Raw genomic sequence first — 26716 nt, forward strand, 5'->3', positions numbered from 1 at the left:
CGATTTCAGGGGAACGACAACGCCCTGAAATATGTAGGACAAAATGTCATACACGGAAAAAGTATGAGCGGTGGAAGGCGGCTGGAGCCGCGCCTCTCATACTTTCGGGTGAGAGAAGAAAAACCGAATTTCCCTTGCAAGATGGCGGGTCAGGACTTAGTTTCCGGCAACATATCAATATCATCGAGGCCAAGCACGCATGAATGATCCCAAGGTCGCCATACCCATACCGGCTCCACAGGCCGCCGCCAAACCGCGGCCGGCAATCACCGCCCAGATCAACCCTTCACAAGTTTATTTCACCCCACCGCTGGTGGGATGTTTGTCCGTGATATCCCGCCTGCAGGGCCGGCCAGTCAGCGCCACGGCCCTGGAAGCAGGCCTGCCGCGCACCCAGGAAGGCATGACTCCTTATGCGGTGATCCGCGCGGCGCGGCGTGAAGGCATAGACGCTCAGATCGCGCACAAACCGGTCATCGACAAAATCTCCCCCCTGAACCTGCCCTGCATCCTGCTCATGCAGGACGGCTCGGCCTGCGTGCTGGTAAGCGTGACGTCCGGCACGGCCCGCGTCATCATGCCCGAGACCCCCGACGCACCCTTCGACACCCCGGTCGAGAAGCTGAAAGAAACCTACTCCGGGCACGCCGTCTTCGCCCGGCCCAAGGCCAGCCTGGACGGCAGGACCGAAGGGCTCAAGATCTTCAACACCAAGAAGTGGTTCTGGGGCACCATTTTTCATTTTCTGCCCATTTACCGACACGTCATCCTGGCTACGATTTTCATCAACCTGCTGGCCATCGCCTCGCCTCTTTTCACCATGAACGTGTATGACCGGGTCGTGCCCAACAACGCCCTTGAGACCTTGTGGGTGCTGGCGGTGGGTGTCGGCATCGCCTTCTTTTTCGACTTCGCGCTCAGGAACCTGCGTGGCTATTTCGTGGACGTGGCAGGCCGCAACTCCGACATTCTGGTGGCCAGCAAGCTCATGAGCCACATTCTGTCCATCCGCCTCGATCACAAACCCGAATCCACGGGAGCGCTCGTCAACAACATGCGCGAGTTCGATTCCCTGCGTGAGTTCTTCAGTTCCACCACACTGCTTGCGCTGGTGGATCTGCCCTTTTTGATCCTGTTCATTACCATCATCTTCTACATCGGAGGCCCCGTCGCCTTTGTTCCGGCCGTAGTCGCGCCCATCGTGATTTTGGTCGGCATCATCATGCAAGGCCCGCTGAAACGCGCCATCGAAGGCGGCTACAAGGAATCGACCCAGAAAAACGCGTTGCTGGTCGAAACCGTGAGCGGCCTTGAGACCATCAAGACCAGCCGGGCCGAAGGCTCCATGCTCGGCCGCTGGGAAAACATCGTCGGCATGGGCGCAAAATCGGCCATCCGCTCCAAGTCGCTCTCCACCTTTTCTCTGAGCTTCACCCAGTTCGCCTCTCAGATCGTCTATTGCGGCGTCATCATCTGGGGCGTGTACCGCATCTCCGAAGGCGCGATGACCATGGGCGGACTCATCGCCTGTTCCATCCTGGTCGGCCGGGCCATGGCCCCCCTGGGCGCGGTGGCGGCCATGCTGACCCGCCTGCAACAGAGCCGCATGGCGCTCAAGAACCTGGACCTGCTCATGCAGATCCCAAGCGAACGCCCCGAAGAAGTCCAGCACCCCGAACATCAGGATCTGCGCGCCAGCATCACCTTCGAGGATGTGAGCTTCAAATATCCAAGCGCCCTGACCAACGCCCTGTCCCACATCGACCTGCATATCGCGCAGGGCGAGCGCGTAGCCATCATCGGCAAGATGGGCTCGGGCAAGACTACCCTTGGCAAGCTTGTCAACGGCCTCTACGAGCCGCAAAAAGGGGCGGTGAAGATCGGCGGGCTTGACATCCGGCAGATCGACCCGGCCGAATTGCGGGCCAAGATCGGCTACATGGCCCAGGACAATTTTCTTTTCCACGGCACGGTGCGCGAGAACATCACCCTCGGCGCGCCCCACGTCAGCGACCAGGCCCTGCTGCGCGCCGCGACCATCGCCGGGGTCACGGACTTCATCAAGAACAACCCCGCCGGCTTCAACCTGCAGGTCGGGGAGCGTGGCCTGTCCCTTTCCGGCGGCCAGCGCCAGGCCATCACCATCGCCCGCACCCTGCTGCTCGACCCGGACATCGTCATCCTGGATGAACCCAGCAGTTCCATGGACGTGGGTGTGGAGGCCGTGCTCAAACTTCGTCTCTCTTCGGCCCTGAAAGGCAAGACCCTCATCCTCATCACCCACAGACCGAGCCTGTTGTCCCTGGCCACGCGGGTCATCGCCCTTGAGGGCGGATCGATCATCGCCGACGGACCGCGCAACGAAGTCCTGACCGAGCTGCAAAAGCGCGGCAACGGAGCCAAAAATGTCTAATCGAGTATATTCCGAATCCGACCTTGAATACATGAGCGTAGTCGACGCGGCCATGTATCGCCGGGGGCACCGCTGGGCCTACGTGCTGTCCGCGACCATCTGCCTGCTCCTTGGCTCGCTGCTGGTCTGGACCCACTTCGCCATCCTCGACGAGGTCACGCGCGGCATGGGCCAGGTCATCCCGTCCCAGCGGGTGCAGATCATCCAGAACCTCGAAGGCGGCATCCTCGAAGAAACCCTGGTGCGGGAAAACCAGCTCGTAGAAAAGGGCGACATCCTGGTCCGCATCAGCAACGAACTGGCGCAGAGTTCCCTGAAGGATACGGCCAGCCAGGCATTGGAGCATCAGGCCGCCATCGCCCGTCTCAAGGCCGAATCGTCGGGCACGGAGCCGGTGTTTTCCGAAGAGCTCAAAACCAAGGCCCCAAAGGCGGTAAACGACCAGATGGCCATTTATCGGGCGCGCATGGACCAACTGACTCAGGAAATGAACATCCTGCGCAGCCAGTACACGCAGCGTTTGCAGGAAGCCCGCGAGATGACCATCCGGCGCAACCAGACTGCCCAGGACCTCAAGCTGGCCCAGGAACAGATGAACATCGCCAAGCCCCTCATGGAAAAGAACGTGTACCCGAGAGTCGACTACCTCTCCCTGGAGCGTGCCGTCAGTTCCCTGCGCGGAGATCTGCAGAGCCTAGGCGTGGCCATCCCGCGTACGCAGCAGGCGGCGCAGGAGATCAAGGAGCGTCAGGCCCAGCGCATGGCCGAGTTCAAGGCCACGGCCCTGCAGGAGATGAACCAGCATCAGGTTGAGCTCAATTCCAAGCTGCACGCCCTGTCCGCCGGACAGGACCGGGTCACGCGCACGGACGTGCGCAGCCCTGTGCGCGGCACCGTCAAGCAGGTCATCCTCAATACCGTCGGCGGCGTGGTCAAACCCGGAGAACCGATCCTTGAGATCATTCCCCTGGACGACACCCTGCTCATCGAAGCCAACATCAAGCCCGCCGACATCGCCTTTTTGCATCCGGGCCAAAAAGCCATGATCAAGATCACGGCCTACGACTTCTCCATCTACGGCGGGCTTGAAGGTTCCGTCGAGCAGATCAGCGGCGACACCATCGAGGACCAGAAGGGCGAAAGCTTCTACAAGGTCAAGCTGCGCACCCAGGCCTCGGCCATCGTCTATCGCGGCGAGAAACTCCCGATCATTCCCGGCATGACCGCCAGCGTGGACATCCTGACCGGCAAGAAGAGCGTGCTCGACTACCTCTTAAAACCCATTCTCAAGGCCAAGGAGAACGCCTTGAGGGAGCGTTGACCTATTGAGATGGCCCGTCACCACGTTTCTTGTGCTGCTGGCGGCGGCCCTGTGTTTTCCAAGCGATTTCGCGGCAATGGGAACCGGAGCCGCGCCGATGCAAAACCAGACGGGCCAGGTGGAGCTTGCAAGCAGGGACGCGAATGCCGCAACGGGGGGCACCAGCCAAGAGACGAGGCAGGACAACGAATCCTCTCGGATGCCCCCCCCTTTGAAGACGCAAGCGGATATCGGGCCGGACCAGGAACGGGCCAAGGATGCCACCCCGGCCGTTTCGCGGAAACAAGGAGAGGCCCTCGACTCGCAGACAAGCGTTGCTTCGGAGCAGGCTCCGGACACGCCGGCAAAGGTGCAGGGGCGGGATTCGAACGTGCCAACGGTTGCCAAGGCGGACCGGAATCAAGAATCGTCCACCCCAAAAGCGCCCCTGCCCGTATGGCGTCAAGGCGCCCAGGCTCAAGCCCCGACGCCTTCAGGGCAGGCTCCGCGCACAAAATCAGAGACCGGCGATCAGCCTATACGGCTTTTTCAGAGCGCGGCCTTTCGCGGCAATTTCAATGCCCTGCCCAAATGGAAGCGGGTCCTGTCCAAGGTCAAGGGACAGATCCAGACGCTTGGCAGCTGCACTTCGGCCAAGACCTGCCCGCCCGGCGCGACCAGCTGGCAGCGCATCATGAAGCAGGCCAGAGGCAAGGAACGCACGGAACAGCTCAAGATGATCAATTCCTTTTTCAACAAATGGCCCTACCGCCTGGACCAGGACGCCTACGGGGCCTCGGACTGGTGGGCCACTCCGCAGGAATTCCTGAAGATATCCGGAGATTGCGAGGACTACGCCATCATCAAGTACTTTGCCCTGCGGGAGCTGGGCTTCTCGAAGGACGAACTGCGCATCGTCGTGGTCAAGGATCGCATCAGAGGCATCGCGCACGCTGTTCTGGCAGTATTCACGGACGGGGATGCCTACATCCTGAACAACATCTCCGACGCAATTTTCACGCACGGCAAATACAGACACTACATTCCGCAATACTCCTTGAACGAGGAGCATCGGTGGTCACACATCCCTGTAGCGAACTAAACTTAACGGAGAGGGGAATATGACAGCATCAAGCAGCAAAGCAGCTCTGCCCGCCATGGGCAAGAACAGGTCGGAACTGGTCATGGGGGTGGCCATCATCTCCCTGATCATCGTGGCCCTTTTGACCTGGGTGGCCTGGAGCGTCCGGGCCAAGCAGGGAGAGCTGCAAGAGCAGATCCAGGGACGGCTCGAATTGCTGGCCACCAGCCGTGCCGAAGTCCTCACGGCATGGCTCTCGGGTCTGGTCGAGCAGACCGACAAACTCATCTCCTCGGACCTCTTTCGCCTTTACGCCACGGACATGGATCTCATCGACGCGGACCCGAGCTTTCTGATCACGGGCATCATCCCCGAAGGCGATTCCTATGACCAGATGGCCCAACTGACCGACCAGTTTCCCCTCATGCACCAGACCTTCTCCGATTTCACGGTCTTCGCGGGCTTTCTGTCCGGACGTATCGTGCACCGCAGCGGACAGTCCTACATCGGCTCCGACTCGAGGGTGAACCCGCTTTCTCCCAGCCAGTCGGCCTTGATTAAAAAGACCTTCGCCTATCCCATGGCCCACTTCTCCCCCTTGCGCCAGACAGACAACGGCCTGGTCATCGACATGTGCGTGCCGATCTTTTCCACTGCCGAGGAAAACGGGGAGAAGAAGGCGGTGGCCGTGGCCATGCTGACCAAGAGCGCGGGCATGACCATCACCTCCCTGCTCTCCAACACCCCGCTCTCGACCAGGGGGGAAAGGACACGGATCATGCAGATGACCGAGGCTGGATTTCAGGAGATCGTGCCCTGGAGCCCTGGCGGGGTCGCTCCCATCCAGGCACCGCCAGAACTGGATTCGGGGCAGCGGCTCGGCTTTGACAAGCGCAACAGCCTGGGTGGCCAGACTTCCGTTTTTTCACTTGGCGTGAAGCTTCCCGATCTTGACCTGTGGGTCATCCAGGAGGTGGATACCCAGAGCGCGACCGTGGGATTGCAGGAGTACACCCGGGTTTCCCTGCTCATCGCGGGCCTCATCGCCATGGTCACGAGCCTTCTCTTCGGAGCCATCTGGTGGCGCACCATGGGCCAGAGCCACAAGCGCATCGCCGGCAAGTTTCAGACCCTGGCCCAGGAGCTCGAACAACAGCGCAACTTCCTGGATTCCATCAACGACTCGATCCCGGATTTCATCGCCGTCAAAAACCTGAACGGCAACTACACCTACGCCAACCCGGCATTGGCCGAAGGGGTGGGACGGCCGGAAGACGAGGTGCTCGGTCTTGATGATATCGCCCTGTTCGGCTTCGACACCGGCAAGCGCCTGGAACAATCCGACGCCCAGACCCTGCAGACCGGGGAGCCCGTGACCGTCACCGAACGCGTCTTCCTCAAGTCGCGGGAACATCATTTCCAGATCACCAAGGTCACCTTGAAGGGCGATCAGAACACGCCGCAAGGCATCGTCTCCGTATTCCGGGACATCACCGCCATGGTTCAGGCCGAGGACCGCAAGCGCCAGGCCATTTCCCAGACCGTGGAGGCGCTGGTCAAAGCCATCGAGTTCACGGACCCATACCTGGCCGGACATTCCCTGCTGATGCGCGACGTATCCTCCCTGCTGGCGGATAGCCTCAACCTGTCCCCTGAAGACAAATCCACCGTGGAAATCGCCTCCAACCTGTCCCAGATCGGCAAGATTTTCATCGACAAGGCGATCCTGACCAAGGTCGATCAGCTTACCGAGGAAGAAAAAGAAATGGTCCAGAGGCATGTCGACCATGCGGCGGACATTCTGCGCCAGATCGACTTTGAACTGCCCGTTTACGAGGCGGTCTACCAGATGAACGAACGTCTCGACGGCAGCGGCTACCCCAAGGGCCTGTACGGCGAGGAGATCAGCATCCAGGCCAGGGTCCTGAGCGTGGCCAACAGCTTTTGCGCCATGATCCGCCCCCGGGCCTACAGACCGGCCATGAGCCCCGCGCAAGCCCTTGAGAACCTGCGCTCGGCGGCAAACAGCTACGACCTACACATCGTCGAAGCCCTGTCCGCCGCCCTTGAAACATCACGCGGCAACAGGCTGCTGGAGAAGGCGGGAGAATAGGACCGCGCCTAACACTGAAAAAAGGCCCATGCGCGTGAAGTGCATGGGCCTTTTTTGTGCATCGTGATGCGGGACAGACTGCTGAAAAATCAGGCCTGGAGCTGATTGATCGTGCGGGCCAGCTGGTTGCCAAGAGAGGTCTTGCGGGTAACTTCCTGCTCAACGGAGGCGATGCCCTTGATGACCGTGGAATGCTTGCGATTGAAACGGCGGCCGATGTCCATGAGGGACAGGTCAGTGTGCTTGCGCGCAAGGTAGAAGGCCGTGTTGCGAGCGATGACCCGGTCCCGCTTGCGGCTCTTGGAACGCAGGTCGTCAAAGCCGAACCCGTAGGCCTGGCAAACGAAGCTGATGATCTTGTCGAGATCTATGGAGGCGCTGTCGAGATTGTAGTTCTGGAGTATCTCCCAGGCCAGATCCATGGTGATGTCCATGTTCAGGAGCTTGGCCTTGAGGATGATGTTCTTCAGGCAGCTCTCAAGCTGGCGGACATCGGTCTTCATCCTGTTGGCCAGAAGCTCGGCCACGCTGCCCGGCATGCTAACCTGCGAAGCCTGCGACTTGGCCTGGATGATGCCCATGCGGGTCTGATAGTCGGGCTTGTCGATGACGGCCATGAACCCCTGTGCGAAACGGGAGAGCAGGTTGGCGTCGATGTCGGACAGTTCGCGGGGCAGAAACGTGCTGGTCATGACCACCCGGCGCCCCTGATTCTGGAGCGATTTCAAGGTGTTCAAAAGCTCATCCTGCATTTTCTCCTTGCCCTGGAAGAAATGCACGTCTTCAAGCAAAAGCAGATCCACGTTGGTTCTGAAACGGGCCTTGAACTGCTCCACGGCCTTGGCCTTGATGGCCATGACCAATTGCGAGGCAAACTCCTCGCCGCTCAGGTAGCAGACGCGCAGGTGCTGCCGGTTGGTCTGCCGGGCGATCTCGCTGCCGATGGCCTGGGCCAGATGGGTCTTGCCGAGGCCCGGCGCGGAGCACAGGAAAAGCTGATCCGACCCCTGCACGTCCTGACAGAAACTGCGCGATGCGACATAGGCGAGATTGTTGCAGGGTCCGACGATGAAGTCGTCAAAATCATGCCGCCAGTTCTGCACGGTCTGAGTAGGCAGGGCGTGAGCCATGGGCAGGCCCATTTGGCGGGTGATGATCTTTTTGGCGGGCGCGGGCTGAACATGCACGGCCGCGGGCGCATCAGCCTGGGCGGAACAGATCTCGATGGTCGGCGCAAAGCCAAGGGTCTCGGCGGCCGCATCCTTGATCTTGCCAAGCATGCGTTCCCGGACCCATGTGCACACAAAGGAATTGGGCGCACAAAGGACCAGGGTGTCGTTATCAAGACATCCCTGCAAGGGTTTGATCCAGAGCTGGTAATGGCCCGGAGTGAGGTTCTTCTCAAGAGAAAGTGAAATGTGATGCCATGCGTCAATCATGGGAACGGTTTCTAGCCAAGCGACAGCCCTGCGACAACTCCGGTATAACCAGCCAGTCGCGACTTGGCCCAACTCTTTCTATACAGGATAACGCTCTAAAATAATTAAACTTCCTTCTTATGCATTGCTTTTGTGGCTCTGACGCGAAGCTGTCATTGTCCCGCAAGACCGGGGTTCCCGAGTTGTCAACACTTAATTTTAAACATCAGAGGAAAACTTTTAAACAGCACCTAAAAAATTATCTCCTATTTTCGCCTATTTTCTTTAAATTTTGATTTTCCAATTTAAAGTCGTGAAAGTTCCGAGGCTTCCAGCATCTACTGACAAACATGAAATATATTATACTTAAATATTAGTATAAAATATTAATTACAAGGTAGGGTCGTTTTTTTCCCATCTCTGAAAGTATCCCGGTACGGGATGAAAAATAGACACAAAAACTCCGAATTTCCTGCATCAAACTGACAAAATGGGGATTAACTCTTCCTAGACCTTGTTTCCAAGCCATCCCACGATTCTGTCGGACATTTCCTCACATCCCCCCAAAAAAAAAGGGCACGTTTCTTGAACATGCCCTTAAGTACTCTCAAGCAGTATAAAAGATCAGAAAAGGCGGGCGGCGGCACCCTGGGATTCCAATTCGGCGAGGGGTTCGGCAAAACGCTCCCCTAAATCATCGAAGAGCAGGGGAATGCGCTGCTGAAAAGCGCTCATGAGCGGGAGCATGACCTGGCGCATCTGAGGATGGGCGGCCTTGTCGCAACGCAGTTTGAAAATGTGCCGCCATTCCCGGATGTTGGCCGTGGTCACGATCTCGGTCTTGAGGCTGTTGGGCAGGACGCTTCTGGCCTCCTGGGCCGTGGCCCCGGCATCCACCAGGCGCAGGTAGGCGTCCTCGCAAGCCTGCATGGCGGACAGCCACACCGCGTAGCGGGCGTCATCCTCGGCCCAGAAAAAAGGACGGATCACGGTGATTTCGCTGCCGAACTTGTCCTGGGCGTAGTTGGCGTAGCGGGTGCTTTCCTGGGAGAATGCGCACAGGCGGTGGCGGACCAGTTCGTGGGTTACCCCCCTGTCGCAGACGATGCGCACCGTGACGCTGATATGCTCCAGCACACTGTCATGACCCAGACGCACGATGCGGGAGAGAAGCTTGCGGGCCGAATCCGGACTGGCCTTGTCCTCGGACTTGTAACATGTCCGCGCGGCCAGTTCGAGGTGACTCAGGACAAACTCGCCGTCGGGCAGGTGCATGAAGGAAAAACTAGGATCAATGACTTTCATGGCTCCTCGCTGGGCTAAGGTGATGACAGGTCAAAAAAGAGATGCCGGACAGAACCCACGGCCGGGGCATTGTCCTTGCCGCCTCAAAAAAGCACCCCCCGGACTATTGGCCGCGCAGCTTGAGTCCGCCGTCGAGATGCTGGTAGGCCTTGGGCGTGACCACCCGTCCCCGGGGGGTGCGCTTCAGGAACCCGCACTGGATCAGGTAGGGCTCGTAGATATCCTCGATGGTCCTCACCTCTTCGGAGCAGGCCGCCGCAATGGTTTTAACGCCCACGGGACCGCCGCCGAAATGATCGATGATGCATTCGAGGATCTTGCGATCCATCATGTCCAGACCGCGCGAGTCAACATCCATAATATCAAGGCCCTTGGCCGCCACGTCCGCGTCGATGAGCACGTTTCCGGCCACCTGGGCGTAATCGGCCACGCGGCGCAGCAGGCGGTTGGCGATGCGCGGCGTGCCCCGGGAGCGCTTGCCGATCTCGAGAGCTCCGTCAGGGCTGATCTCAAGGCCGAGGATGCGCGCGGCGCGCGTCACGATCAGCGACAGCTCCCGAGGATTGTAGAATTCCAATCGGCAGATGACACCGAAACGGTCGCGCAGGGGCGAGGTCAAAAGTCCGATGCGGGTCGTCGCTCCGACCAGGGTGAAAGGCTCAAGCTCGATCTTGACCGTGCGCGCGCCAGGACCCTGTCCGACGATGAGGTCAAGCTTGAAATCCTCCATGCCGGGGTAAAGAATTTCCTCGACCACGGCCGGCATGCGATGGATTTCATCAATGAAGAGCAGATCGTGCCGATTCAGGCTGGTCAGGATGGCGGCCAGATCGCCGCTGCGCTCCAGGACCGGCCCGGACGTGGAGACCATGTTCACGCCCAGTTCGCTGGCCATGATCTGGGCCAGGGTGGTCTTGCCCAGCCCGGGATTGCCGTAGAGCAGGCAGTGATCCAGATGCTGACCACGCTCCTTGGCCGCCTGCAGATAAATCTTCAGGTTGCCGCGGACATCCTCCTGGCCGATAAAATCGTCCAGGGTGCGGGGCCGGATATGCTCTTCGCTGGGGTTTTGCATCATGCTACTTGGCGGCAAAAATCTTCAAGGCCTGCCGGATGGCGCTGCCCGCATCCAGATCAGGCTCGTTTTCGAACACGGTTCGTACCACCTCGTCCACTTCATGCCGCCCATAGCCAAGCGATACCAGAGCCGCCGCGCAGTCCGAAACGGCCGAGACCACTGGCGCGGTCCGTCCCGGACCGAGGGACGGCCGGGCCACAAGCTTGTCTTTCAGATCAAGGAGCAGGCGTTTGGCCGTCTTGGCGCCGATGCCGGGCACGCGGGTCAGGGCGGCCACATCCTCGCGGGCAATGCATGCCGCAAGCTCCGCGACATCGTAACAGCCAAGCATGGCCAGTGCCGTCTTGGGCCCGAGCTTGGGCGCGCCAAGCAGGGTCACGAAGGCCTGCCGCTCCTCCCAGGAGGTGAAACCATAAAGGATGAGCGCGTCCTCGCGGACCAGGGTATGGATGAAAAGCCGGGCCACTTCGGCCCCGGAGCCAAGGACGGACAGCCCTTGCGTGGTCAGGTGCACCTGATAGCCCACGCCCCCTGCCGTAAACAGGACGCAGGACTCTTCATCGCGGCGCAGGATTGTTCCTTCAAGGTAGGCTATCATGTGTGGGAGCTATAGACGAGTTGACCCGTCTTGACCAGTAGTCCGGCCCGGGGTCTGGCCGGCGCTGACGGCAGCCATGAACCGAAAATGGTTCAAATGGCAGATGGCCAGGGCCAGGGCGTCTCCCGCATCCTCGGCCCAGTCTGGCCGAACGCCCAAGAGCTGGCCGACCATGAACGAGACCTGGCTTTTCTCCGCCCGCCCCGCACCGACCAGGGACTTCTTGACCAGGGTGGGCTCGTACCCGAAGACCTCCACCCCATGCACGCCGCAGGCGGCCAGCACTGCTCCCCGCGCCTGGCCGAGCTTCAGGGCCGAGGCGGAATTGCGGGCGAAGAAGACATTCTCCACGGCCACGGCGCTGGGGGCGTGGACGCCGAGAAGCTCGGAGATGCGCGCGTACATGAGGCCAAGGCGCGTGCTCATGGCCTCTTCGGAGGGACGCACCACACCCGCTTCCACCAGGGACAAAACCCCGGACCGCTCCCGCACAAGGCCGTAGCCCATGCAGCGAGATCCGGGGTCGACGCCCAGGATGATGCGTTCGACTGCCATGCGGCCGGGCTACATCTCCGCCAGGAGTTCAGCCGGCAGCTCGAAATTGGCGTACACGTTCTGGACGTCATCGTTGTCGTCCAGCGCGTCATAGAGTTTCATGACCTTGCGGCCGGTCTCGACATCGACGGCCACCGTGGTCTGCGGGATGCGGTTCAGCCCCGCGCTCATGATCTCGATGCCCGCCGCCTCGAAAGCGCTTCTGGCGTTATGGAAATCCTCGGCCGCGCACAGAACCTGCCAGGAATCGTCGTCATCGAGCACGTCCTCGACGCCGCCCTCAAGCCCGGCTTCAAGAAGTTGGTCCTCGGTGTACTTTTCCTTGTCGAAGGCAAAGACGCCTTTCGTGTCGAACATCCAGGCCACGCAACCGGCCGCGCCCATGGAGCCGCCGTTCTTGCTCAGGATGTGGCGCACTTCGGCCACGGTACGGTTCCTGTTGTCCGTGACCGCCTCAATGAGAATGGCCACGCCGCCAGGAGCGTATCCTTCGTACATGATCTCTTCGAGGGCCTCGGAAGCCAGCTCGCCCGTACCCTTCTTGATGGCCGTCTCGATCTTGTCCTTGGGCAGGTTCACGGCCTTGGCGGCGTCAATGGCCGCACGCAGGCGGGCGTTCATGTCCGGATCGCCGCCGCCCTTGGCCGCCAGAATGATCTCCTTACTGACCTTGGTGAACATCTTGCCGCGCTTCAGATCCTGGCGTCCCTTGCGGTGCTGGATATTCTTCCATTTACTATGTCCTGCCATACAATCCTCCAAAAAAAAGTTATGCGGGCGGGGCCTCGCTGGCCGCGGGAACAAAACCCAAACCCAGGATGAATATTTCCTTGCTCTCCGCCCGGCTGCTTTTGGGCTTGAACATGCCGACCTTGGCGAAACGGACTTTAAGAGACTGCACAAAGGGCTGCACGTCCGGACCTTCGAAAACCTTGGCAATGAAGGTGCCGCCGGAAACCAGCCATTCCTCGGCCACGCCGAAGGCCGCCTCCACCAGCTGGATGGAGCGGGCCTGATCAGTGAACTTGGAACCCGTCGTCTTGGGGGCCATGTCGCTCATGACTACGTCGAAAGGGGCAAGCGCCTGCAAATGCCCGAGAAAAAGAGGAGTGCGGGCAAAGATGTCTTCCTGCAGGAAAGTCACCTGTTCCGGGAAGCGGGTATCCGGCATGTTCAGGTCGATGCCCAGCACCCGACCGCCCGCGCCGACGCGTTCGGCGGCGTAAAGGGTCCAGGAACCGGGGCAGGCTCCAAGATCAAGCACTTTCTGGCCCTGGCGCAAGAGCTTGTGCGCCTTGTCCATTTCCTGAAGCTTGTATACGGAGCGGGCAGGATAATTGTCCTGCTTGGCCTTTTTGAAATAGTAATCGCGGTATTGTTTCATGCTTTTATGACCGGGGCAGCATCCCGACCACCCAAGCGAGCGCCTTCATGCCAGCCAGACCCATACGTGTAAAGTTGAAAAACGAACTGGGGATTTCTACATCGCTCCCCGCAGGAGAGCAATATCTTCATCTCCATGGCGAAGGCGAGGACCTGCTCATCACCTGTCCCGGACCGGAACCCGGCCTCTGCGCCCGTCATACGGGCGGCAGGGGCCGCGTCATGCTGCTGCGCGTGCCGCAGATCGAAGGCCAGATGCCCGAGGCCTGGCATGCGGCCCTGCCTTCCGACTGGGAAGAAGTCACCCTCGCGCAGGCGCACAGCCTGCTGCCTGGCATGCGCGTGCTCCATTACGCCCCGGCAAGCCGCCTCTTTCCTTCCATTTTCGCGCCCCTGATGGCCAGGATCGACCCTGCCCCGCCGATCCCGCCCGCCAGCAATCTCTGGCTGCCCGGACCAAAAAACGCCCTTATCATCCCGGAACTGGCCCATGCGGCCAAGGACCTGGGTCTTGATTCCAGGCGCCTGCCGGCAAGCCTCTCGCCTCAAGACCTGCGCCGTCTGCTGGATCAGGAGCGCCCAAGCCTGTTTCTGAGCGTCAACTTCCACGGCCTGGACCCGTACGGGGAAAATCAGGCCCTGCTGCAGGCCGCGGGCGTTCCCATGGCCGTATGGTGCGTGGACAACCCGCTGCACCTGCTTACCGGCCAGAAGAATCAGCTCTGGAAAGACGTGACATTATACGTCACCGACGACTGGTTCGTCGAGCCCCTGCGCGGCATGGGCGCAGACGTGCGGCATCTGCCTCTGGGCGCGAGCCCGCGCTTCTTTGCCCCCGGGCGGCCCTGCCCTTCAGGAAACGACCTGACCTTTGTCGGCCGCTCGGCTTTCCCGGACAAGGACCGCTTCTTCGCGGCCTGCCGCATCCCGCAGGAGCTGGAAAAAAGGGCCCTGGCCATGGCCGGGCGGGAGGCCCATTTCGGATGGTGGAGCCGGCATCTGCCTGAACTTGCGTTGTGGCCCGGAAACGACGTGCGGATCATCGGCCTTGGCGCGGAAACGGCTTCGGCCGCCTGGCGGCGGGAATGTCTCGCCGCCCTTGCGAAAGAAATCGACCTGACGATTGTCGGCGACGAGCAGTGGCAAGCCCTGCTGCCCGGAACCAGCATCCAGCCCCCCGTGGACTACTACTCGGGGCTGGCCGATACATACCGCAACGCGTCCTTTTCCCTGAACCTGACCAGCCTGCTCCTGCCCCAAGGCCTGACCCAGCGCCATTTCGACGTCTGGGCCTGCGGCGGCTTCCTGCTCACGGACAACACGCCCGGCATGAATATTTTTCCACGGGAACTGGCCCAGGCCGTGACCTTCAGCTCACCGAAAGAAGCGGCGGAACTCCTGCGCGCCCTGGCCGCCGACCCGAAACGCAAGGAAGATCTGCGCCGCGCCTGGCAAATGCATGTCCTGGAAGAGCATGGCTATTGCCGCAGGCTGGCAAGCATCACGCGCGATATCATCCCCTCATCCTCGACCACGGAGAATCCATGCAGCCCCTGGACGTAAGCCTGATCACATATACCTATAATGACGGCCATTTTGTCGACGGCCTTCTGGATGAGATTCCCAGTTGGACGCATCGCCCCTCGGAAATAGTCATCTTCGACGACGGATCTTCCACTCCGTATTCTCCACCGTCCACCACCATCCCCACCCGGGTGTTTCGGCACGACACCAACCGCGGCATAACCGTGACAAAACATGAAGCCATCTCGGCAGGATCTTCCCCCTTCCTCCTGGCCATGGACTGCGACACCAGGATTTCGCCAAACTGGCTTGAAACCAATCTGGCGCACGTTCAGCAGTCGGATATCGGCATGGTTTCGGGCCCGGTCATCTACTTGTCTGGCAACGATCTCGTGTCCAGATTCCAGCGGTATTTCGGCGACAATCACAATCTGGAAATAACGGGACCAGTCGATTTCATCCCGGGAAACGCGTTTCTGATGCGCCGGGAAATCTGGGAACAGTGCGAAGGCATGGCGGGCCACCATCGCAACGTTTGCGAAGATCATTTCTTGTGTCAAAAGATCAGGCAACGGGGCATGAAATTGTGGATCGATGCCAAGGCCAGGGCACGACAAATCAGGCGCATCAATAGAATTGCGATGCTCAAGCGCTATTGGAAATGGTGCCATGCCCCCATCAAAAAAGAAGCGGAACAACAGCAGGACATCCCGAGGTATCTCCAGCACGCACTGATAACACCCCATGCCGACAGACTGAAATTTTCCATTGAACGTGAAGAGCTTTTGTTCATCTACATCGAGATGCTCTATGCCAGCTTCATTGTCCTGGACGTATTGGACCACTTGATTCTCAATAATCGCCAGGCATCCGTCCAGAAAGCCGCCTGGTGGTCCGAGCTTTCCAGTATCGTCAGGCAATACCCGCTCATGTACGCGCTTCTTCGTTCAGACCTGGCCCAACTGGGACAGACGCCGGTTCCGGGATGGGAGCCGAGTCAACGAAATCCATGGTCGCAAGCATTCGAAGCGTTGCGGGCGATAGAACCCAGCGGGGTATATGACTGGCTTAACAGGTCGGGAGTACCGTCCATGCTCGCCGAGGAAGAATCCTTGAACTATGATTTTTCATTTTACGAGGACGAACTCTTTTGCCCATCTACGCGCCGAAGCTGAGCAGCAAAACGCATCATCGGCGCGGCGCAAATAAAAACTTCCGCCGGGAAATTTCGCGGAATTCTGGCGGGAAGATCCCCAAAAAGGCAATCAGCGCTCGTTCATGGTGCAGACCCGGTTTCTCCCTCGCCCCTTGGCCCGGTACATGGCCTTGTCGGCCTCGTCGATGAGCCTGGCTCCCGCCTCGTCGGCCCACTTCCGTTTCAGCTCGGCCACGCCGATGGACACGGTGATCTTGATTCCCTTCTGCAACACCTGCCCGTTGTGATCGCGGATGATGAAGTTGTAGTCCTCGATGATGGTGCGTAGGTTTTCCGCGTCTTCCGCCGCCTCGGCAAGCCCGACACCGGGCAAGGCGACCACGAACTCCTCACCCCCGAAACGGGCGGGAAAAAAGCTGCGATTGGGCATGGTGCCGTACTTTTGCGCGTAGCCGGTCAGCTTGCTGGCCACGGTGACCAGGGCCTGATCCCCTATACGATGGCCGTAGGAATCGTTGAAATCCTTGAAATGATCGATGTCGAGAAAAAGGAGGCTCATGGGGTTGCCCGTGACCATGTATTCGAGCAGCGTCGTCTGATAGTAGCGGTCGAAGGCCCGGCGGTTGCTGAGCTTGGTCAGGGAGTCGGTATAGCTCATCTCGACCAGGTCCCGGGTGTCCTGCTCCATGTGCGTGAGCACCTTCTCGAAGGCCGCCTTGATGCCAAGCACGATATCTTCCAGGGCGTTCTGTTCGGTCACGGTATGGATGGTCGTCTCCCGCAGATCCCGGACCTCCTTGGTCCGCATGAGATTCTGGGAGCGCACATGCTCGATGAGGGCCACGGTCTCGCGGAAGGTCTCCTCCAGCTTCTTGTTCCAGGGCTGATAGAGGATCTGTTCCTTGCGGCGCACTACATCCTTGAACTTGGCGTCGGAAAAATCCCCGTCGCGCACGATGTTCATGACCAGGGTCTGCATCTGGCGCTTCTGGTCGGCTGAAAGAAAATCGTATTCCGAAATGGAGCGCATATAGAGAATGAGCGCGCCCCACTTGGAATTGGACGGCACTCCCGCCTTTATGAGTGAATTTACAACCTCGTGCGAACAAAAGAAGTTTTCCTGCTGCATGCTCATTGTTCGATCCATTTTGGTTGACTGCTCGCTCTATTCTCCGAAGGAGCGTCCGATCTCGAACGCCTGCCCCACATATTCGCCCACGGTGTGATAGGCCCTGGTCACTGGGGTGAATATGATCGGCATGACCTTGGCCGCGTCGGGATAGCCTTTCTCGTCGAGGACCTCCGCATCCGCCTTGACATCGACGATTTCTCCAATGAACTGGATATGCATGCCAAGCTCCACGGTGCGCAGCAAGGTGCACTCGAGCACCAGCGGAAATTCTCCCACATAGGGGGCGTCGACCAGTTCCGAACGCACCGGGGTCAAACCCGTGGCCGCGAACTTGTCCACATCTTTTCCCGATGCAATGCCAAAATAATCGGCTTGCGCCGCGAACGCGACCGAAGGCACGCTGATGGTGAACGCACGGCGCGCCAAGATGGATGCATAACTGTGACGGTCTTCACGCAGGGAGACGGTGATACATGGCGGCTTGGAACAGCATATTCCGCCCCAGGCAGCAGCCATGGCGTTGGCATTGCCTTTTTCATCATAGGAACCGACAATCCATAACGGCGCAGGCTGGGCCAGCGTTTTCGCACCAAGAGAAATTTTCATCACCATCTCCGTAATACAATAATATTCATCTTGCATTTTTCCTGCCACTTGTCAGACATTCTCATATGGTTATAAGAAGCATCCCGCAAGTCAAATGTCATCCTTCAACCGTTCACAACAGAGACTTCATGGACACCAAAGTCATACATATCGCCGGCGCGCGTCAGCATAACCTGAAGAACCTGACCCTGGACATCCCCCGCGACAAACTGGTCGTGGTCTGCGGCCCTTCCGGTTCGGGCAAGTCCACCCTGGCCTTCGACATCGTCTACGCCGAAGGGCAGAGACGCTATGTCGAATCCCTGTCCGCCTACGCCCGCCAGTTCCTGCCGCAAATGGACAAGCCGGCCATCGACCTCATCGAGGGACTGACCCCTGCCATATCCCTGGAACAGCAGACCCTGTCCAAGAACCCGCGTTCCACCGTGGCCACGGTCACGGAAATCTACGATTTTCTGCGCGTATTCTATGCCCGCCTCGGCACGCCCTGCTGCCCGGATTGCGGCGTGCCCATCGCGGCCCAGAGCAGCGACGAGATCATGGAGCGCATCCTCGGCCTGCCGGAAGGGACGAAATTCATGCTTCTGGCGCCCCTGATCGATCACAAGAAGGGCACCCACGCCGATCTCTTCAAGAAGCTCAAGACCCAGGGCTTTGTCCGCGCCAGAATCAACGGCGAGGTGACAAACCTCGATCCGGTCCCGGAACTGGCCAAAAACCTGAAACACAACATCGACCTGGTCGTGGATCGTCTGGTCTTGAAACCCGACATGCGCAAACGCCTGGCCGACTCCGTGGAACTGGGCCTCAAGTCCGGCGAGGGGCGCATCATCGTCTCCATCATCGGCGGCGAAGACATCTTCTTCTCCACTGACGCCGTTTGCCCCAAATGCAACATCAGCCTGCCCAAGCCGAGCCCCCAGCTCTTCTCTTTCAACAGCCCGCAGGGAGCCTGCCCGCACTGCTCGGGACTGGGAGCCGTCGAATACTACGAACCGCTGCTGCTCGCTCCCAACGGAGGGCTGTCCCTGCGCCAGGGCGCCATCCTGCCCTGGAAGGGGCGGGCTTTCGAGCGTCACGTCCAGGACCTGAAGGAACTGGGGCTCAAACACGGCTTTGCCCTGGACACACCGCTGCATGACTTCACGCCCGAGGCCCGGCACGCCCTGTTCCACGGGGACGCTGCGTGGCCGGGGGTGATCCATTTTCTCGAACAGGGCGGAGGTCTCGGACATATCTGGCGCGACGAACTGTCCCGCTACCGTCAGACCATGGCCTGCCCGTCCTGCCACGGAGCACGCCTGCGGCCCGAATCCCTGGCCGTGCGCATCGACGGCCTGAACATTTTCGACTTCTGCTCGCTGCCCATCACCCGGGCCCTGAGCTGGCTGCAAGGCCTGCACTTCTCCGGCGTGAATGTGGAGATCAGCACCCCGCTCCTGAAGGAACTTCGGCACCGGCTTGAATTTCTGGTCAACGTCGGGCTCGACTACATCAACCTGGCCCGGAACATGACCACCCTGTCCGGCGGCGAGGCCCAGCGCATCCGCCTGGCCGGACAGCTCGGCTCGGGGCTGGTCGGGGTGACCTACGTTCTGGACGAGCCGAGCATCGGCCTGCACCCCCGCGACAACCAACGCCTCATCAACACCCTGCGCCAGCTTCAGGGGCGCGGCAACACGGTGCTCGTGGTCGAACACGACGAGCCGACCATCCGCGCCGCCGATCACGTGCTGGAACTGGGCCCCGGTTCGGGCTTTCTGGGCGGGGAGCTGGTCTTTTCCGGATCTCCCGAGGATTTGGTGGGAAAATCAAAAAGCCTGACCGGCAAATACCTGCGCGGCGAACTGCGCATCGCAAGGCCCGCCAAACGCAGGACCTCGGACCGGGCCATCACCCTGCGCGGCGTGACCACGAACAACCTGCGCGGCATCGACGCCCGCTTTCCGCTGGGCACCCTGGTCTGCATCACCGGAGTCTCCGGCTCGGGCAAAAGCTCGCTGGTCATGGACTCGCTCTACAAGCATCTGGCCCTGGCCCAGGGGCTCAAGGTGGACAACCCCGGCACCATCGGCGGCATCGAAGGCGCCGGAGCCGTGGAAAAAATCATTTCCATCGACCAGAGCCCCATCGGCCGCACCCCACGCTCCAACCCGGCCACCTACACCAAGATCTTCGACGAAATCCGGGCCATCTTCGCCGGAAGCAAGGACGCCAAGAAGCGCGGCTACAACGTCGGCAGGTTCAGCTTCAACGTGCGCGGCGGCCGCTGCGAAGCCTGTCAGGGCGACGGACAAATCCGGGTCGAGATGCATTTTCTGCCCGACGTCTTCGTGACCTGCGAGGTCTGCGGAGGCAGGCGCTACAACCGCGAGACCCTGGACATCCTGTACCGCGACAAGTCCATTGCCGACGTGCTTGAAATGACCGTGAGACAGGCGCGGCAATTCTTCGCCAACCATTCGGCCCTGGAACGCAAACTCGGCGTGCTGGAGGAGGTGGGCCTTGAGTACATCCGTCTGGGCCAGCCCGCGACGACCCTGTCCGGCGGCGAGGCCCAACGCATCAAGATCTCGCGCGAGCTCGGCAAACGCAGCCTGCCGGGGACGCTGTACATCCTTGATGAACCGACCACCGGCCTGCACATGCACGAGGTCGGCAAGCTCATCTCCGTACTGCACACCCTGGTCGACAAGGGAGCCTCGGTCATTGTCATCGAACACAATCTCGACGTGGTCGCCGCCTCGGACCATGTCATCGATCTTGGGCCCGGCGGGGGAGAAAACGGAGGCCTCATCGTGGCCGAGGGCACGCCGGAGGACCTCACAAACAACCCCGGCTCGGTCACGGGGCCTTTCCTGGAGCTGTAAAGCCTGACCGGGAAGGCCATGCCAGGCGCAGGTCATGGAGCAGCCTGCACGGGCCTCAATCGACACGCCGCAAAATCAGAGCGCATCGCCACGAAAACAGAACGGGCGGCCGGGGAAATCCCAGGCCGCCCGTTCTGTTTCAATTCGAAAGAAATCAGTATCTTGACGTCAGATGTGCATAGGCCTGCATCAGATAGTTCTGCACATAGTCGGTCACCCCTTCCTCCAGCGGCCTGAAGTTCACATCGCAGCCGCGACCGGCGAGCTTGGTCAGGTCGGCGCAGGTGTAGTACTGATATTTGCCGCGCAGGTTGTCCGGCATGTCCACGTATTCGATCTGCGGTTCCCGTCCCATGGCCGCGAACACGCCTCGCGCCAGATCGTTCCAGGTCCGGGCCTGTCCGGTGCCTACGTTGAAAATGCCTCCCACGTCCGGATTCTTGATCAGCCAGTCGATGACCTGCACGCAATCCTTGATGTAGACGAAGTCCCGGCGCTGCTCGCCATCGGCGTATTCCTCGCGGTAGGACTTGAAGAGCTTCAGCTTCCCGGTCTGGCGGATCTGGGTGAAGGCCTTGCAGACCACGGAGCGCATGTCGTCCTTGTGGTATTCGTTGGGGCCGAAGACATTGAAGAATTTGAGCCCGGCCATCTGGTCCAGCAGCCCGTCGCCCTTGAGCCAGAGGTCGAAAAGATGCTTGGAATAGCCGTACATGTTGAGCGGATGCAGGCCTTCCATAGCGGTATCCGAGTCGTCGAAGCCACGGCTGCCGTCGCCATAGGTGGCGGCGGAGCTGGCATAGATGAAGCGCGCATTGCGCTCCTGGGCGAAGCGGCACATGGCCTTGGAATATTCCAGATTGTTGCGGATGAGATAGTCGCAGTCGGCTTCCGTGGTCGCGGAGCAGGCGCCCATGTGGATCACGGCCTCGATCCGGCCTTCCATATACCTGGTGTTGAGCAAATCCAGGAATTTGTCTTTCTGGATATAACGGTGATAGGCCAGCCCGACCAGATTGCGCCATTTGTTCGTGGATGCCAGGTTGTCGACCACGACGATGTCCCTGTATCCCTGTCGGTTCAATTCCCAAACCATGGCGCTGCCGATGAAGCCCGCGCCGCCGGTGATTATGATCATAAATCCCCCTTCAAATCTTCTTCACCCGCCCCTAGCCCGAAACCCCTGCCGGGGCAAGACGCCCTGCATCCAGACGGCGAGGATTCCCGCTGCCAAAAGCCGGGGCCGCTGCAAAAATGCCGGGCAACCGGGCCTTGGTTTTTGCCGGGTCTTTGGCTAGAGTGTCTTCTTTTCACCCCATGCTACAGGAGCTCCCCATGCTAGCCATCCTTGACTACAAGGCCGGCAATCTGACCAGTGTCAAGCGCGCACTCGATTATCTCTCCATCCCGTGCACCATCACCGCCGACGCTCACGCCATCGCGGACTGCCAGGGCCTCATCTTCCCCGGCGTCGGCGCCGCCGGTTCGGCCATGGCCAATCTGCACCAATCCGGCCTGCGCGACGTCATGGCCCGGGAAATCGCGGCCGGCAAACCGCTTCTGGGCATTTGCCTGGGCTGCCAGATCCTGCTCGAATACAGCCCGGAGAACGACACCAAGACCCTCGGCCTCATTCCCGGTCGCTGCGACATCTTCACCCCGGACCTGACCGAAGAAGACGGTACGCCCATCAGCATCCCGCACATGGGCTGGAACACCGTGAACACCAAAAAGCCGTGCCCGCTCTTCAACGGCATCTCCCCCGAGAGCGAATTCTATTTCGTGCACAGCTACTACCCGAATCCGGCTCCGGAGTTCGTCATCGCCACCACGTATTACGGCCGGGAATTCTGTTCCGTACATGGCCGCGACGGCCTGTGGTCGGCCCAGTTCCACCCGGAGAAGAGCGGACGGCCGGGCCTGAAGATGCTTTCAAACTTTTACGATTACTGCAGGGAGGCGGCCAATGCTCAGTAAACGCATCATTCCCTGCCTCGATGTCCGGAACGGCAAGCTGACCAAGGGCATCAAATTCGAGGGCAACATCGACATCGGCGACCCCGTTGAGACCGCTCGGCGCTACTACGAGGAAGGCGCGGACGAGATCGTCTTCTACGACATCACGGCCTCGCACGAGGGCCGGGGCATCATGCTCAAGGTCGTGGAGAACGTAGCCTCCCAGATCTTCATTCCCTTCTCCGTGGGCGGAGGCATCTCCACCGTGGCCGACATGCGCGACGTGCTCCTGGCCGGAGCCGAAAAGATCTCCGTCAACTCGGCGGCGGTCAAAACCCCCCACATCATCTCCGAAGGCGCGGCGGCCTTCGGCTCCCAGTGCATCGTCGTGGGCATGGACGTGCTGCGCGTAGCGAAAAGCGAAGCCATCCCCTCGGGCTACGAGATCGTCATCCACGGCGGCCGCAAGCACATGGGCATCGACGCCCTGTGGTGGGCCAAAGAGGTGGAACGCCTGGGCGCGGGCGAACTGTGCATCAACTCCATCGACGCCGACGGCACCAAGGACGGCTATGAGCTGACCCTGACCCGCCTCATCGCGGACAACGTGCGCATCCCGATCATCGCCTCGGGCGGGGCGGGCAATCCCCAGCACATGGTCGACGCCGTGACAAAGGGACGCGCCTCGGCCGCGCTCATCGCCTCCATCGTGCATTACGGCGAATATACCGTCACGGACCTCAAGAACCACATGGCCGAAAAAGGGGTCAAGGTCCGCCGGATCTGGTGACCTTGGAGTGTCCTCAAAACACGAAAGCCTCCGCGTTCAAAGCGGGGGCTTTCGTGTTTTGAGGGGAAAAAGGCAGGCCTGACATCCGCAGGAAGCAACGTTATCCGTTTTCCGTGGTGGAAGCACGCCTCAGCTTGGCGATGGCGTTAACCAGATCGGTCATGCCAACCGGCTTGGGCAGGTAATCGTCCATTCCCGCCTCCAGAAACGACTCGCGATCCCCGCTCATGGCGTGAGCGGTCAGGGCGATTATAGGGATGTTTTTCTTTGGACCGGACAAGGCGCGAATTTTCCTGGTCGCTTCGACACCGCTCATGACCGGCATCTGCACATCCATGAGAATGCAGTCAAAATCTCCTGTCAGCAGCAAATCAAGTACCTCCTGGCCATTGCAAGCAAGCGCGACCTCATGCCCGGACCTTTCGAGCAGAGTTCGCATGGCCAGTTGGTTGATGGCCTCGTCCTCGGCCAACAGAATGCGCAGAGGCCGTCCCGCGCCAGTCTCCACAACTTCCGCATAAGTTTCCGCGAGCGGGCAATATTCACTGGCGGCGCGCAGGGGCAGTGTGACGCGCACGGACGTTCCCGTTCCGGCGGCGCTCTTGACCTCGATGCTTCCATGCATGAGTTCCACCAGTCGGCGAACAATGGTCAGGCCAAGCCCGGCGCCTTCGTATCTGCGGGTGTGGGAACCCTCCACCTGCCTGAACGGCTCGAACACACCAGAGAGCATCTGCTCAGGGATGCCCACACCCGTGTCGGCAACATGCATGCTGACGCCCCCCGACAGGCAAGGGTCTGCGTGCAGAGGGGACAATTCGACTGTCACGCCCCCCTGATCCGTATATTTCAAGGCATTGCCGACCAGATTGAACAGAATTTGACGCACCCGCGCCTCATCGCCGACGAGTTGCGCTGACAGGCCTGGATGAATGACGCAATCGAGCGAAAGCCCTTTCTCACGCGCAGGGATCGCAAACAGCTCCACGACCGAATCGACAAGCTCGGGCACACTGAACGGGGCCTCAAGGATGCTCATCTTCCCGGCCTCGATCCTGGAGATGTCCAGGATGTCGGTCAGCAGCCGCGTCAGGCGAATGGCTGAAGTGATGGATAGGTCCACGAACCGCCTCTGCTCCGGGTCCAGGCTGGTCTGCCGCAAAAGCTGCATCATGCCTTGAATGCCGTTGAGCGGAGTGCGGATTTCATGGCTCATGTTGGCCAGAAATTCCGTCTTGACCGTGTTGGCGGCTTCGGCGGCTTCCTTGGCGTCCAGCAAGGCCGCCTCGGCCATTTTGCGCTCCGTGATATCGATCTCGACCCCGTCCCAGACCACGCGATCAGCGGACAGCATGCGTGGAGCCGAGGCCAGATGGCTCCAGCGCACAGTTCCCGACGGCAGGCGGAATCGAACTTCGGCCTGAAAAAGCGACCGGGCCGATTCGGCCTGAGCCTGACGTTTGGACAAGAACGCCCGGTCCTCGGGCTCGACCTGCGCGTAGATGACCGAAGCATCATCCATCACCTCCTGCACGCTCACCTCATGCAGAAGTTCGACGCCCGCGCTAACGTACGAAAATCGCCGATGTCCGCCACCAAGGTCGGTCTCCAGCTGATAGACGAGCCCGCCGGGCAGATTGTCGCTGAGCGTCCGCAGTCGTTCCTCGCTTTCCCGCAAGGCCTCCTCGGCCCGCTTGCGCGCGGTGACGTCGCGGTAGATTGATTGATAGGTCCCGTCCGGCATCATCTTGCTGCGCATCTCGACATGAAGTTCGGACCCGTCCGCTCGCAGCAGTGTGCGCTCTCTTTGCACAATCTCGCCCTTCTCCAGCAAATTGAAGCTCAGAGGCGCTTTCGCCAGGCTCTCAGGCTTGAACGGAAGACCGCTGACATGCTTGCCGAGCAGGTCCGAGCGTTTCAGGCCGAGAAGATCGCACATGCATTCGTTGGCGCCGATGATCACGCCCTCATGAGAGCCAAGGAGAATTCCGTCCACGGCCAGTTCGACCAGGGTCCGATACCGGGCTTCGCTTTCGCCGAGAGCCGCCTCGGCTCGTTGCCGCTCGCCCAGCTCCTGCTGCATTGCCTGCATGGTATCGGACAGCTGCAGGGCCATCCGATTGAAGGAGCGGGTCAGGCTTTGGACCTCTGAAAACCGGGAGGACTCATTTATCCTTTCCAGGCCCCCACCTTCGGCCAATCGTCCGGCCGCGGCGTCAAGCCTTGAGATGGGACTGACGATACGGCGAGCCAGCAGGGCCCCGACGAACAACGCCAAAATGAGAACCCCCGGAATCAAGATCATGCTGACGCGGGCATTTTCCCCGATTTTGGCCATGAAATCCGCTTCCGGAACCACGACGACGATGAGCCAGTCAATGCCCAGAGGATCGCGAAGCGGAGAGGCCGTCATCAGAATTTTCCGGCCCCGGTCGGTAAAATCAAGGTGGTGCTCCGCGTCGATCCGATCAAGCGCGCCGAATTTGGAGGTCAGGGTTTGCACCGCGCCGCGCACCAGCGGGTCCCGGCTATGCACACCCCAAAGACGTCGGCTTGGATTGCCGTCTCTGCCCGGTATGAAGAGCGGTTCCGTGCCCGAACCGGCCACCATCAGGCCCGAGCGCTCCACGATGAAAGCCTTTCCGGCGCTGCCAATGCGCAGCCGTTGCAAAAAGGCGGTGAGCTGGGACAAGAAAACATCCACGGACACCACGCCAATCGTCCGACCCCGATCGTCAAACACCGGGCGGCTGGCGGCAAGGGCCAGATCCTGGCCGGTAAAAAGCACATAGACATCGCTCCAGACCGGCCCTTCCGCGAGCAGGGCCTTGGCATACCACGGGCGCGTCCGCGCATCGAAGCTGGTCACACTGGCCATTTCCTCGCCCTGGTTGCCAAGTGAATCCATGGCAAACTTACGAAAAACACCGGCCTTGAAATCGTCTGTGCGGATGGAATACTTGAAGCCATGCTCCGGATCCCGGCCACTGTTGGCAAGGCCACCCTGAACATTTCCGAAATAGATGCTCGACACGGAAGGAAAAAGATCCACCTGCTCGGCAAACCTCGCAACCAGCTGCTCGGGATCGGCGGCGGACACGAGCCCGCCTTGCAGGGCCCGCGCGTTGCCACGATTTATTTCATGGGGCAGTCGAAGAAAGTCCAGCAGATGCTCGAAAATACGATGGGAAACTTCCTTGCGCAGCTGCAGGCCGACATCCCCGACCGCCTCACGGCTCCCGGTGAATGAAACCCAGCTGATCAGGATGGTGGAAAAAAGAATGACGCAGACCAGAAGCAACGGGATCGAGGTGCGAAGAGAAATGCCGCCGCCAAAAAATCTCATGCGAAATGCTCGCTTCGGTCACGCCGCCAGGCATGTCCGACCGGCGCTACAGGCCCAAGGTTCGAACCCACGCCGGCTGCATGGCCAGTGTC

General features: G+C 60.2%; 20 protein-coding genes. 9 read left to right on the forward strand and 11 right to left on the reverse strand.

All coding sequences use genetic code 11. The features are described from left to right. Nucleotides 1-199 precede the first annotated feature (199 nt). From H4684_RS15915 to H4684_RS15930, 4 genes are all read left to right on the forward strand, one after another. Nucleotides 200-2413, forward strand: a complete 2214-nt coding sequence (locus H4684_RS15915) for a type I secretion system permease/ATPase (RefSeq protein WP_092189412.1) — start codon at nt 200-202, stop codon at nt 2411-2413. Then, entirely contained in the window at nt 2406-3734 is a 1329-nt protein-coding gene (locus H4684_RS15920) for an HlyD family type I secretion periplasmic adaptor subunit (protein ID WP_092189414.1), read from the forward strand. Before H4684_RS15915 ends, H4684_RS15920 begins: the two co-directional genes overlap by 8 nt. A 97-nt stretch (nt 3735-3831) precedes the next feature. After that, nucleotides 3832-4815, forward strand: coding sequence for a transglutaminase-like cysteine peptidase (locus H4684_RS15925; RefSeq protein WP_192624521.1), 984 nt, complete (start codon nt 3832-3834; stop codon nt 4813-4815). Nucleotides 4816-4834: 19 nt separating this feature from the next. Beyond that, nucleotides 4835-6907: an HD domain-containing phosphohydrolase gene (locus H4684_RS15930; RefSeq protein WP_092189418.1), complete on the forward strand. Its 2073-nt coding sequence runs from the start codon at nt 4835-4837 to the stop codon at nt 6905-6907. 89 nt (nt 6908-6996) lie between these two features. Here H4684_RS15930 and dnaA read toward each other — a convergent pair whose 3' ends face one another. From dnaA to H4684_RS15965, 7 genes are all read right to left on the reverse strand, one after another. Continuing rightward, nucleotides 6997-8346, reverse strand: coding sequence for a chromosomal replication initiator protein DnaA (dnaA, locus tag H4684_RS15935; protein ID WP_092189420.1), 1350 nt, complete (start codon nt 8344-8346; stop codon nt 6997-6999). A gap of 603 nt (nt 8347-8949) precedes the next feature. Beyond that, nucleotides 8950-9630: an FAD-dependent thymidylate synthase gene (gene thyX, locus H4684_RS15940; RefSeq protein WP_092189422.1), complete on the reverse strand. Its 681-nt coding sequence runs from the start codon at nt 9628-9630 to the stop codon at nt 8950-8952. 103 nt (nt 9631-9733) lie between these two features. Next, nucleotides 9734-10708 (reverse strand): Holliday junction branch migration DNA helicase RuvB, encoded by a 975-nt coding sequence (ruvB, locus tag H4684_RS15945; RefSeq protein WP_092189424.1) that lies wholly within the window; start codon nt 10706-10708, stop codon nt 9734-9736. 1 nt (nt 10709) lies between these two features. Further along, nucleotides 10710-11306, reverse strand: a complete 597-nt coding sequence (ruvA, locus tag H4684_RS15950) for a Holliday junction branch migration protein RuvA (RefSeq protein WP_092189426.1) — start codon at nt 11304-11306, stop codon at nt 10710-10712. 9 nt (nt 11307-11315) lie between these two features. Further along, nucleotides 11316-11861, reverse strand: coding sequence for a crossover junction endodeoxyribonuclease RuvC (gene ruvC, locus H4684_RS15955; RefSeq protein WP_092189428.1), 546 nt, complete (start codon nt 11859-11861; stop codon nt 11316-11318). Nucleotides 11862-11870: 9 nt separating this feature from the next. Beyond that, nucleotides 11871-12611: a YebC/PmpR family DNA-binding transcriptional regulator gene (locus H4684_RS15960; protein ID WP_092189430.1), complete on the reverse strand. Its 741-nt coding sequence runs from the start codon at nt 12609-12611 to the stop codon at nt 11871-11873. A 19-nt stretch (nt 12612-12630) separates the two neighbouring features. Next, nucleotides 12631-13245: an RlmE family RNA methyltransferase gene (locus H4684_RS15965; RefSeq protein ID WP_092189432.1), complete on the reverse strand. Its 615-nt coding sequence runs from the start codon at nt 13243-13245 to the stop codon at nt 12631-12633. Nucleotides 13246-13319: 74 nt separating this feature from the next. Between H4684_RS15965 and H4684_RS15970 the strand changes: the two genes are divergently transcribed. Together H4684_RS15970 and H4684_RS15975 are read left to right on the forward strand one after the other, a co-directional pair. Beyond that, nucleotides 13320-14807 carry a glycosyltransferase family protein gene (locus tag H4684_RS15970; protein ID WP_192624522.1) on the forward strand — a complete coding sequence of 496 codons (1488 nt, stop codon included), beginning with the start codon at nt 13320-13322 and terminating at the stop codon, nt 14805-14807. Next, entirely contained in the window at nt 14789-15943 is a 1155-nt protein-coding gene (locus H4684_RS15975) for a glycosyltransferase family 2 protein (RefSeq protein ID WP_192624523.1), read from the forward strand. The genes H4684_RS15970 and H4684_RS15975 overlap by 19 nt, the downstream gene beginning before the upstream one ends. A 90-nt stretch (nt 15944-16033) precedes the next feature. On the opposite strand, the gene H4684_RS15980 is transcribed toward H4684_RS15975, so the two are convergent. Together H4684_RS15980 and H4684_RS15985 are read right to left on the reverse strand one after the other, a co-directional pair. After that, nucleotides 16034-17059, reverse strand: coding sequence for a GGDEF domain-containing protein (locus H4684_RS15980; RefSeq protein WP_161949027.1), 1026 nt, complete (start codon nt 17057-17059; stop codon nt 16034-16036). 30 nt (nt 17060-17089) lie between these two features. Continuing rightward, nucleotides 17090-17662 (reverse strand): flavin reductase family protein, encoded by a 573-nt coding sequence (locus H4684_RS15985; RefSeq protein WP_092189440.1) that lies wholly within the window; start codon nt 17660-17662, stop codon nt 17090-17092. A 128-nt stretch (nt 17663-17790) separates the two neighbouring features. On the opposite strand from H4684_RS15985, the gene uvrA reads away from it, so the two are divergent. Continuing rightward, nucleotides 17791-20532 (forward strand): excinuclease ABC subunit UvrA, encoded by a 2742-nt coding sequence (gene uvrA, locus H4684_RS15990; protein ID WP_192624524.1) that lies wholly within the window; start codon nt 17791-17793, stop codon nt 20530-20532. Nucleotides 20533-20686: 154 nt separating this feature from the next. Here the strand turns inward: uvrA and rfaD are convergent, their stop codons facing one another. Next, nucleotides 20687-21670 (reverse strand): ADP-glyceromanno-heptose 6-epimerase, encoded by a 984-nt coding sequence (gene rfaD / locus H4684_RS15995; protein ID WP_092189444.1) that lies wholly within the window; start codon nt 21668-21670, stop codon nt 20687-20689. Nucleotides 21671-21867: 197 nt separating this feature from the next. Between rfaD and hisH the strand changes: the two genes are divergently transcribed. Further along, a complete protein-coding gene (gene hisH / locus H4684_RS16000; RefSeq protein ID WP_092189446.1) occupies nt 21868-22509 on the forward strand; it encodes an imidazole glycerol phosphate synthase subunit HisH in 642 nt (213 codons plus the stop codon). Beyond that, nucleotides 22499-23278 carry an imidazole glycerol phosphate synthase subunit HisF gene (hisF, locus tag H4684_RS16005; protein ID WP_092189448.1) on the forward strand — a complete coding sequence of 260 codons (780 nt, stop codon included), beginning with the start codon at nt 22499-22501 and terminating at the stop codon, nt 23276-23278. Before hisH ends, hisF begins: the two co-directional genes overlap by 11 nt. Nucleotides 23279-23378: 100 nt before the next feature. Here hisF and H4684_RS16010 read toward each other — a convergent pair whose 3' ends face one another. After that, the gene (locus tag H4684_RS16010) at nt 23379-26624 is read right to left on the reverse strand and encodes an ATP-binding protein (protein WP_192624525.1); all 3246 of its coding nucleotides are present in this window, start codon (nt 26622-26624) and stop codon (nt 23379-23381) included. Between the last annotated feature and the right edge of the window lie 92 nt (nt 26625-26716).

Source organism: Desulfomicrobium macestii, from assembly GCF_014873765.1.
GTDB classification, from domain to species: domain Bacteria; phylum Desulfobacterota; class Desulfovibrionia; order Desulfovibrionales; family Desulfomicrobiaceae; genus Desulfomicrobium; species Desulfomicrobium macestii.

What these genes read in the sequence shown, in the direction of transcription:
- H4684_RS15915 (WP_092189412.1), top strand. Translation starts at nt 200, where the DNA reads ATGAATGATCCCAAGGTCGCCATACCCATACCGGCTCCACAGGCCGCC.
- H4684_RS15920 (WP_092189414.1), top strand. Translation starts at nt 2,406, where the DNA reads ATGTCTAATCGAGTATATTCCGAATCCGACCTTGAATACATGAGCGTA.
- H4684_RS15925 (WP_192624521.1), top strand. Translation starts at nt 3,832, where the DNA reads ATGCAAAACCAGACGGGCCAGGTGGAGCTTGCAAGCAGGGACGCGAAT.
- H4684_RS15930 (WP_092189418.1), top strand. Translation starts at nt 4,835, where the DNA reads ATGACAGCATCAAGCAGCAAAGCAGCTCTGCCCGCCATGGGCAAGAAC.
- dnaA (WP_092189420.1), bottom strand. Translation starts at nt 8,346, where the DNA reads ATGATTGACGCATGGCATCACATTTCACTTTCTCTTGAGAAGAACCTC.
- thyX (WP_092189422.1), bottom strand. Translation starts at nt 9,630, where the DNA reads ATGAAAGTCATTGATCCTAGTTTTTCCTTCATGCACCTGCCCGACGGC.
- ruvB (WP_092189424.1), bottom strand. Translation starts at nt 10,708, where the DNA reads ATGATGCAAAACCCCAGCGAAGAGCATATCCGGCCCCGCACCCTGGAC.
- ruvA (WP_092189426.1), bottom strand. Translation starts at nt 11,306, where the DNA reads ATGATAGCCTACCTTGAAGGAACAATCCTGCGCCGCGATGAAGAGTCC.
- ruvC (WP_092189428.1), bottom strand. Translation starts at nt 11,861, where the DNA reads ATGGCAGTCGAACGCATCATCCTGGGCGTCGACCCCGGATCTCGCTGC.
- H4684_RS15960 (WP_092189430.1), bottom strand. Translation starts at nt 12,611, where the DNA reads ATGGCAGGACATAGTAAATGGAAGAATATCCAGCACCGCAAGGGACGC.
- H4684_RS15965 (WP_092189432.1), bottom strand. Translation starts at nt 13,245, where the DNA reads ATGAAACAATACCGCGATTACTATTTCAAAAAGGCCAAGCAGGACAAT.
- H4684_RS15975 (WP_192624523.1), top strand. Translation starts at nt 14,789, where the DNA reads ATGCAGCCCCTGGACGTAAGCCTGATCACATATACCTATAATGACGGC.
- H4684_RS15980 (WP_161949027.1), bottom strand. Translation starts at nt 17,059, where the DNA reads ATGAGCATGCAGCAGGAAAACTTCTTTTGTTCGCACGAGGTTGTAAAT.
- H4684_RS15985 (WP_092189440.1), bottom strand. Translation starts at nt 17,662, where the DNA reads ATGAAAATTTCTCTTGGTGCGAAAACGCTGGCCCAGCCTGCGCCGTTA.
- uvrA (WP_192624524.1), top strand. Translation starts at nt 17,791, where the DNA reads ATGGACACCAAAGTCATACATATCGCCGGCGCGCGTCAGCATAACCTG.
- rfaD (WP_092189444.1), bottom strand. Translation starts at nt 21,670, where the DNA reads ATGATCATAATCACCGGCGGCGCGGGCTTCATCGGCAGCGCCATGGTT.
- hisH (WP_092189446.1), top strand. Translation starts at nt 21,868, where the DNA reads ATGCTAGCCATCCTTGACTACAAGGCCGGCAATCTGACCAGTGTCAAG.
- hisF (WP_092189448.1), top strand. Translation starts at nt 22,499, where the DNA reads ATGCTCAGTAAACGCATCATTCCCTGCCTCGATGTCCGGAACGGCAAG.
- H4684_RS16010 (WP_192624525.1), bottom strand. Translation starts at nt 26,624, where the DNA reads ATGAGATTTTTTGGCGGCGGCATTTCTCTTCGCACCTCGATCCCGTTG.